The following is a 7,969-nucleotide window of genomic DNA, read 5'->3' as shown; positions in this document are numbered from 1 at the left end:
GCGGGGGGGGGGCCGGCCCCCCCCCCCCGGGGGGGGGCGGGGGGGGGGGGGGGGGGGGGGCCCCCCCCCCCGCCCCGGGGGGGGGGGGGGGGGGGGGGGGGGGGGGGGGCGCCGGGGGGGGGGGGGGGGGGGGGGGGGGGGGGGGGGGGCCCCCCCGGGCCCCGCCCCCCCGCCGTGTCGGCGTCGGCGTCGGCGTCGGCGTCGGCGCACGGAACCCGGACCGGATCCGGACCCGGGTCATGAGCGGCCCCGGCCCGGCCCCTGAGCGGATCTGTCACCCGGCGGTCGGTGGACCGCCGGGTGGGCGCGGTCAGGCGGACGGGTTGACCACGACCTCGGCCGAGTTGTTCCTGCTCTTCGGGTCGAACGGGAAGGACGTGCCGTAGTCGGGCCGGGCGACGACGCGGCCCGTCGCGTCGGGCACGACCCGGTCGATGCGCAGCCGGAACGGGAACTTGACCTTCAGGTCCGGCTTGGCCCACATCGGCAGGGTGCAGGCGTAGTGACCGACGGCCGGGTCGTCGCCGGAGGCCGAGGCGGTGCGGCAGGTGTCCGGCACCGACGTGGCGGTGGTGCCCTCCGGGAGGTAGAAGTCGATCACGGCGACCGGGTCGCCCGAGCTGACGTTGCCGACCCAGGCCGGACCCCGGTTGACGAAGCGGAAGGCGGCGGTGACGGTGTCGCCCGCCGCGCCCCGCACCTCGGTGCCGCGCACGGCGAAGTCGGCGGTGTTGTCGGCGTCGACGTGCCAGGCGCGGCCGTTGTCCGAGCCGTCGAGGTCGGTGGCCTCGCCGCCGGGCTGGACCTCGTAGTCGAACCGCTCGTACAGCGCGTGGCCGGTGACGGCGAGCCGCAGCGGCTCCGGCAGCGGCACGGTGGCGCCGGGCGCGACGTCGGTGTCGAAGGAGCAGGTCACATACGTCATGGGCGTGTACTCGCCGCCGTCGTCCGGCCCGGTGTAGGTGCACTGCGGGTAGCGGGTGACGACGTCGAGGCCGTAGGTCGCCCACATCTTCACGCTGAAGCCGTGGGCCGTCTCGTTGCCGGTGTTGGTGACGGCGAACGGCACGGTGAGCTCGGTTCCCGTCGCGACGCCGGTGACGTCCTGCGGCGCGCCGACGCCGAGGTCGGGACCGGATCCGACGGTGACGGACGTCGCCGCGGAGTCCTCCGGGGCGACCAGCCTGCCGTCGGGTCCGCCGGTGGCCTCGGCGGAGTACGCGATCGTGCCCTGCGCGCCGACCGCGGCGCCGGTGGCGGCCCGTACCCTCAGCTGCACCTGCGGGCTGTAGCGGGTGGGCACGTCCCCGGTGTCGCACACGGCGACCGTTCCGGCGTCGTTCGGTGTGCAGGCGTCGGGCCAGGCCACCTCGGCGACCCCGGCGAGCCCGGAGACGTCGACGGTCAGCCGGCCGTCGGTCACGGTGAAGTTGCCGTTGTCGTGGTACAGGCCGAGCGCCAGCGACCGGTACTGCGCCGCGCCGCCGCCGTCCGGAGCGACGGTGACCGCCTGTTCGTACGGCGCCTGGATCCACAGCTGGTCGGTCTGCGGCTCGTCGTCGGCGACGGCGACCCCGCTCCCGAGACCGGCGACGACCAGCGCCCCCACGGCTCCCGCACGTGCCCCGCGGCGCAGCGCACGCCCGACGTTCACAGAACTCATGGCATCCCCCTGATCGGACAGCAGATTCCCCGGCAAGTGACCTGTTCCGGGGTGGAGTTGGACGGGCCGCCGGGACGGAAGGTTGTAGGTGCGGGCGGGTTGGGGCGAGGTTCTCACCGTCTTCTTGATCTCCTGACGCAAGAACGCAAGAACGCGGGGCGGGCCGGACGCCGGCCTCGGCGCCTCGCCGCGCCGTCGCCGTCGCTGCGCCCCCTGCGCCGCCTCCTCGCGTCCCCTGGCGCCCTCGGCGTGCCCTGGCGGTTCGGCTTGCCGCCCCTTCGGCGTCGGGCCTCCGGTGCCGCCCCGCCCCTGGTCCGCGGTGCCGCAAACTCGGGATAAAAGTCTGATTTATTACTTATCCACACATAAGCCGCGCTCAGCCGGATACCCGTGCGGCATGGCACGGACACTGAAGCCGCATTGGCGACACGGCGAGCGCACGGACGACCGCGAACGCACGACCGGCCGCGAACGCACCGACGACCGCCGGGCCGCGGACTACCGCGAGCGCACCGACGACCGCGAAGCCACGGACTACCGCGAGCGCACCGGCGATCGCCAGGCCACGGACCACGGTCAGGCCACGGACGACCGCGAGCGCACGACCGGCCGCCGGGCCACGGACGACCGCGAGGCCGGGACCAGGCAGGATCCGGCCGCCGTCGGTCCGGACGAGCAGGTGGAGGAGCGGGCCCCTGACAAACCCACCGACCTGCCCAAACGCTCCTGGACGGCGGTGCTGAAAGGCACCCTCAAGGAGTTCAAGAAGGACGAGCTGGCCGACCGGGCGGCGGCCCTGACCTACTACTCGATCCTGGCGCTGTTCCCCGCGCTGCTGGCGCTGGTGTCGCTGCTGGGGATCGTCGGGCAGTCGGCCACACAGACGGTCCTGGACAACATCCAGAAGCTCGCGCCGGGACCGGCCCAGGACATCCTGCGCGGCGCGGTGCAGCAGATGCAGGGCAAGGGCGGGGTCGGCTCGCTGATGGCGATCGTGGGCCTGGTGCTGGCCGTGTGGTCGGCGTCCGGCTACGTCGCCGCGTTCATCCGCAGCGCCAACGCGGTCTACGACATACCCGAGGGCCGTCCGGTGTGGAAGGTGCTGCCGGTGCGGGTCGGCGTGACCGTGGTGCTGATGGTCATGGCGGTGATCAGCGCGCTGATCGTGGTGTTCACCGGCAGCCTGGCCCGCCAGGTCGGCACCACCCTCGGGGTCGGCGACACGGCGCTCACCGTGTGGTCGATCGCCAAGTGGCCGGTGCTCGTCGTCCTGGTCACGGTGATGATCGCAGTCCTGTACTGGGCCACTCCGAACGCCCGCGTGCGTGGCTTCCGCTGGGTCACCCCGGGCAGCTTCCTGGCCCTGCTGATCTGGCTGGCCGCGTCCGCCGGGTTCGCGCTGTACGTGGCCAACTTCGGCTCGTACAACAAGACCTACGGCACCCTCGCCGGTGTGATCATCTTCTTGGTGTGGCTGTGGATCACCAATCTGGCCATCCTGCTCGGCCTGGAGTTCGACGCGGAGATGGTCCGCCAGCGCGCCGTCGCCGGTGGTCATCCGGCGGACGACGAGCCGTACGTCCAGCCGCGCGACACCCGCGCCTGGGACGAGGAGGACCACCGCCGCATGGGTTCCGGACCCGGAACGGACAGCTCCTGACCCCGTTCGGACAAGTCCCGACCAGCGCCGATCCTGACCCGGGCCGAATCCGACCCGGGTCGATCGACCGTTCGGAGGGCCCCCGGGCGGCAGGTGCGATCAGGACGCCGGCCGCCTCCGCTGCCCCTGCTGGAGCGGTTCGACGGAGAGGTGCGGGGACAGGGCGCGGAGGAAGTCCGGCGCGTCGGACATCCCGCCCGCGGAGGCGACACCGACCGTGCGGGTCCGGCCGGTGAGGACGCGGTGGACCGCCTCCACCGCGAGCGGCGCGCCGACGGCGTAGATGTCCCGGCCGCTCGCCACGAGGCGCCGTTCGGTTGGCCGTCGCGCACGACGGCGTCGCCGACGAAGGTCTGGTCGGACCGCCCGTCCCCGCTCGCGCCCCCGTCGGCCGCGGTCGGCGCCGGCGTGTCCGGGGCGGCGAGGTCCGTGGCCGCCTCGGTCGTCATGTGGGTGCGTACGGCGGGGGACGGAGAGATGGCTCGGGACGGTGACCACGTCGGCCATCGTGAACTCGCCGACGAGCTCCCTGGTGCCCATCGGGTCGGGGAAGGCCCACTGCAGCAGCGTCGGCCGGTCGTCGTGGTACTCGAGCCGCCCGCCCGTGTAGCGGGCACGCCGGCCGCCGCGCCGCTCGCGGGAGACCGCACCGGCGGTGCGTGTCCCGGGGGTCGGGTGCCAGCCGCTCAGTCCGTAGGCGATCTCGGCCTCGTCGGCCGCCGTCCAGTTCGTCACCGCCCCGGTGCCCGCCCGGGACGACCACCCGCTCGCCTCGCTGTTCCCCTGGGCGGTCGGCGTACCTCCGGACGCGTACCGCCGGACCTTCCGCTCCCGGCCCGGCCCCCGGCCCGACGCGTGACGCACGGGCGCGTGACGCGGTGGCGTCCGGGATCGGGCGTCGGGGATCGGGCGTCGGGGATCAGGCGTCCGACGTCAGGTGAGGCCGCCCTTCTCGCAGACCCGGCGGGCGACCTCCCGGAGCTTGATGTTGTGCTCCTGCGAGAAGCGGCGCAGGACGTCGAACGCCTCCTGCTCGGTGAGCCGGTGACCGCCCATGAGGATGCCCATGGCCTCGCCGATCATGTGCCGGGTGGCGACCGCGGCCTGCAGCTGGTCGTGCGCGCGGGCGCCGGCGAAGGCGACCGCGGCATGCGAGGCCAGCAGCCAGCCGGCCGTCTCGCTGGCCTCGGTGAACGCGCCGGGCTTGCGTGAGTAGAGGTTCAGCGCGCCGAGGTCCTCGTCCTCGGTGTACAGCAGGAAGCCCATCATGCTGCCCACGCCCAGGGCGCGGGCCTGCGGCGCGTAGGCGGGCCAGCGCGGCTGCTCCTCGGTGAGGTCGGCGATACGGAAGACCCGCTCCCCCTGCGCGGTGCGGGCGGAATCGAAGCACGGCCCCTCTCCCAGCCGCTCCTGGAGCCGGTCGCTGTCGACGACGAGCCGGTCCGTGGCGGCCACCGTCTCCACCTTCGTCCCGCGCAGGGTGAGGATGCCGGCCTCGTCGCAGCCCTGCACCAGCTCGGTGGCCGAGGTGGCGATCCGGGCCAGCGTGTCCCCGACCGATTCCTGCGCCAGCAGCTCACGGGCCATCGAGGCCAGCTGCTCGGCGAACCGCTCCCAGTCCATCGCGTCGTCCACCGCGTCGTCCATCCCTCTCTCCGCCTCGCCCCGGCCTTCACCCCCACCCTGCCACGCGTGCCCCGCGGTCTTCGCGGACGGCGTGGCCGCAGGGGTCAGTCCCGGACGAGCTGATCGGCGAGGCGGTGCGCCTGGGCCAGCAGCGTTCCGTACGTCACCAGGGCGTCCGGATCGTCGGACACGGCTCCCGGCAGCTGCCCGCGGAACTCGTCGAGGGTGCGATGGAGCTCCACGACCGCCTCGCGCAGTCGCTCCGCGGCACCGTCGTCGGGGCCGGGCGGGGCGAACCGGGTCCGTCCGTAGAGCCGGACGGCGCGGGCGGTGTGGCGCAGGAAGTCCGCGTAGGCCCGGGTGATCCCGGCGGGCGGCCGGGCCCCCTCCCCGCGCTCCGCGATCTCCGAGACGGTCCGGGTCACCTCCGCGGTGTGGACGGCGACGTGGTCGAGCACGACCAGCGCGTCGTCGTACGCCTTGTCCTGCGAGGAGAGGGGCTGCGCACGGCGCCCGCGGGGGTTGCCGCGCATGCTCTCCCGGCTCCAGCCGATCGCCGACCGCGCCTGGTCGACCAGTCGGCCGAGCCGCAGCGCCCGCTCGTGCCGGCTCCAGGCCGCCGGTCCGTCCCAGGCGCCGTCGGCCAGTCCGTCGGCCACCGCGTCCAGGATCTCCTGCGCCTCCCGGGCCGCGTCCTCCAGCGCGGAGCGGGCGTCGCGCAGGTACACCGGCGGCCGGATCAGCACGTTGACCGCCACCCCGACCACCGCGCCGAAGACCGCCTCCGCGATGCGGGCGGCCGACGAGACGACGCCGACCTGGCCGCCGGTCAGCACGAAGAGCGCGCCGGTGGCGGCGTAGACGCCCTGACTGCCCAGGCGCCGCCACTGCCCCAGCAGCAGCACCGCCGGAAGGACCAGGGCCATGGCGGCCATCGTGCTGCCCAGCAGCAGCGCACCGGCCGTCGCCACCGCCGTACCCACCGCGATCGCCGCGAGCTGCTGGAGCCCGTGCGCGACGGACCGGTACACGGTCGACTCCACCAGCACGACCGCCACCCACGGGGCCACGAACGCCATCGGGGCCGCGAGCCACCAGCCCACGACCGCCCAGGCCAGCCAGGCGGCCAGCGCCGCCTTGCCCGCCTGCACCGCCAGGTCCCGCTCACGGCCCGGACCCTCCGCCGCCCGCCGCACCGCGGCCACGACGGATCCGGTCCAGCGCCGGACGGCCCATGTCGTCCTGTGCGTCCACTCCATGGCACGGCGAGTGCCACACCAGGGACGAGACGCACCCCGACCGCGCCTTCTGTCACCGGCGTCACGGGTCGGTGCGGGGCGCGCGGGAAGGAAGACCGCCGTATGAGGGCGTATCGCGGCGTATCACGCCGTCCTGTGGGCACTCGGCGGCCATGAACGCCGAGACAGGAACCCAGGGCTCCTACTGGCTGGAGACCGCGCCGCCCGGCGCCCCGGCGCCCCCGCCGTCCGGTGACCTCAGCGTGGACGTCGCCGTGGTCGGCGCGGGCATCGCCGGTCTCAGCACCGCCTGGGAGCTGGCCCGGCAGGGCCGCGAGGTGGCGGTGCTGGAGGCAGGCCGGATCGCCGCCGGGGTCACCGGCCACACGACGGCCAAGCTGACCGCCCAGCACACCCTGATCTACGACCGGCTGCGGCGCACCCGGGGCGCCGAGGGCGCCGCCCTGTACGCGCGCTCGCAGACCGAGGCGATCCGGCACGCCGCCGGGATCGTCGAGGAACTCGGCATCGACTGCGCGTGGGAGGAGGCGGCGGCCTTCACCTACGCCGAGGACCGACGGCACGTGGAAGAGCTGCGGGCGGAGGCCGACGCCGCACGTGAGGCGGGGCTTCCGGCCGAGTTCGTGACCGAGACCGAGCTGCCCTTCGCGGTCGCGGGAGCGGTCCGGGTGAGCGGACAGGCCCAATTCCATCCCCGTAAGTACCTGCTGGCGCTCACCGACGACCTGCGTCGGCACGGCGGCACGGTGTACGAGGGAACCCGGGTCGTCGGGCTCACCGAGGGCGAACCCTGCGTCCTGCGCACCGACGCCGGTGTGTCGATCCGCGCCCGCGAGGTCGTGATCGCGACCCACTACCCCGTCTTCGACCGGGCGCTGCTGTTCACCCGGCTCAGCCCTCGCCGGGAACTCGTCGTCGCCGCGACCATCGACGAGGACCGCGCCCCGCGCGACATGTACATCACGCCGGAACGGGCCACCCGCTCGGTGCGCACCGCCCCGTACGGCGACGGCAAGCGCCTGCTGATCGTCACCGGGGAACACTTCACCCCCGGCACCGCCGACGCCGAGGAGAGGTTCGCCCGGCTGTCCGCCTGGGCCGACGACCGGTTCGGCGCCCTCTCCTTCACCCACCGCTGGGCCACGCAGGACAACGACTCCACCGACTCCGTGCCGCTGGTCGGACCGCTCCACCCGGGCAGCCGGCACACCTACGTGGCCACCGGCTTCGGCGGCTGGGGCATGAGCGGCGGCATCATGGCGGGCCGTCTGCTCAGCGACCTGATCAACGGCCGCGAGGTCGCGTGGAGCGGCCTGTACGACCCGCGCCGCCTGGCCTCCGTGGTCCGCGAGGGAACCACGTTCCTGAAACACCAGGCCCAGGTCGCCCGGCATTTCGTCGGCGACCGGCTGCCGGCCGTGACGTCCCCCGCGCCCGACGACATCCCCCGGGGCCACGGCGCCGTGCTGCGCCTGGGCGGACGGCAGTACGCGGTCCACCGGGACGAGAACGGCTCCCTCCGGGCGGTCTCGGCGCGCTGCACCCACCTCGGCTGCATCGTGTCCTTCAACCACGGCGAGCAGGCCTGGGAGTGCCCCTGCCACGGCTCCCGCTTCGCCCCGGACGGACAGATCCTGCAGGGGCCGGCCGTACGCCCGCTGGAGAAGCGCGACCTCCCGGAATAGGCCCGCCCGCCACCGCCACACCCCCGCCGCCGCGTTCACTTCGGGTTCATCCGTCGTACTCACGCTGTTCAGAGGC

5 protein-coding genes and 1 pseudogene are annotated in these 7,969 nt (G+C 74.4%); 2 read left to right on the top strand and 4 right to left on the bottom strand.

The genetic code is table 11. The annotated features are described in order from the left end of the window. Positions 1–310 precede the first annotated feature (310 nt). On the bottom strand, positions 311–1,663 hold the full coding sequence (locus tag J2X68_RS32740; protein WP_310436221.1) for a hypothetical protein: 1,353 nt from the start codon (positions 1,661–1,663) through the stop codon (positions 311–313). A gap of 397 nt (positions 1,664–2,060) precedes the next feature. Here J2X68_RS32740 and J2X68_RS32735 point away from each other — a divergent pair, with 397 nt between their 5' ends. After that, positions 2,061–3,323, top strand: coding sequence for a YhjD/YihY/BrkB family envelope integrity protein (locus J2X68_RS32735; protein ID WP_310436220.1), 1,263 nt, complete (start codon positions 2,061–2,063; stop codon positions 3,321–3,323). Between the two features lie 99 nt (positions 3,324–3,422). Here the strand turns inward: J2X68_RS32735 and J2X68_RS32730 are convergent. From J2X68_RS32730 to J2X68_RS32720, 3 genes and pseudogenes are all read right to left on the bottom strand, one after another. Further along, positions 3,423–4,061: pseudogene (locus J2X68_RS32730) on the bottom strand (saccharopine dehydrogenase); the annotation flags it as partial. A 195-nt stretch (positions 4,062–4,256) separates the two neighbouring features. Further along, the gene (locus tag J2X68_RS32725; protein WP_310436231.1) at positions 4,257–4,946 is read right to left on the bottom strand and encodes a GAF and ANTAR domain-containing protein; all 690 of its coding nucleotides are present in this window, start codon (positions 4,944–4,946) and stop codon (positions 4,257–4,259) included. Between the two features lie 107 nt (positions 4,947–5,053). Further along, positions 5,054–6,208 carry an aromatic acid exporter family protein gene (locus J2X68_RS32720; RefSeq protein WP_310436219.1) on the bottom strand — a complete coding sequence of 385 codons (1,155 nt, stop codon included), beginning with the start codon at positions 6,206–6,208 and terminating at the stop codon, positions 5,054–5,056. Between the two features lie 152 nt (positions 6,209–6,360). On the opposite strand from J2X68_RS32720, the gene J2X68_RS32715 reads away from it, so the two are divergent. Continuing rightward, positions 6,361–7,893, top strand: coding sequence for an FAD-dependent oxidoreductase (locus J2X68_RS32715; protein WP_310436218.1), 1,533 nt, complete (start codon positions 6,361–6,363; stop codon positions 7,891–7,893). The last annotated feature ends 76 nt before the right edge of the window (positions 7,894–7,969 follow it).

Source organism: Streptomyces sp. 3330 (genome assembly GCF_031456635.1).
Classification (GTDB): domain Bacteria; phylum Actinomycetota; class Actinomycetes; order Streptomycetales; family Streptomycetaceae; genus Streptomyces.
The sequence above is the reverse complement of the archived record's forward strand: the minus strand, read 5'-3'. Positions and strand labels throughout refer to the sequence as shown.

Bases quoted from the DNA above. Each gene is read 5' to 3' on its own strand.
- J2X68_RS32740 (WP_310436221.1), bottom strand. From the start codon at position 1,663: ATGAGTTCTGTGAACGTCGGGCGTGCGCTGCGCCGCGGGGCACGTGCG.
- J2X68_RS32735 (WP_310436220.1), top strand. From the start codon at position 2,061: ATGGCACGGACACTGAAGCCGCATTGGCGACACGGCGAGCGCACGGAC.
- J2X68_RS32725 (WP_310436231.1), bottom strand. From the start codon at position 4,946: ATGGACTGGGAGCGGTTCGCCGAGCAGCTGGCCTCGATGGCCCGTGAG.
- J2X68_RS32720 (WP_310436219.1), bottom strand. From the start codon at position 6,208: ATGGAGTGGACGCACAGGACGACATGGGCCGTCCGGCGCTGGACCGGA.
- J2X68_RS32715 (WP_310436218.1), top strand. From the start codon at position 6,361: ATGAACGCCGAGACAGGAACCCAGGGCTCCTACTGGCTGGAGACCGCG.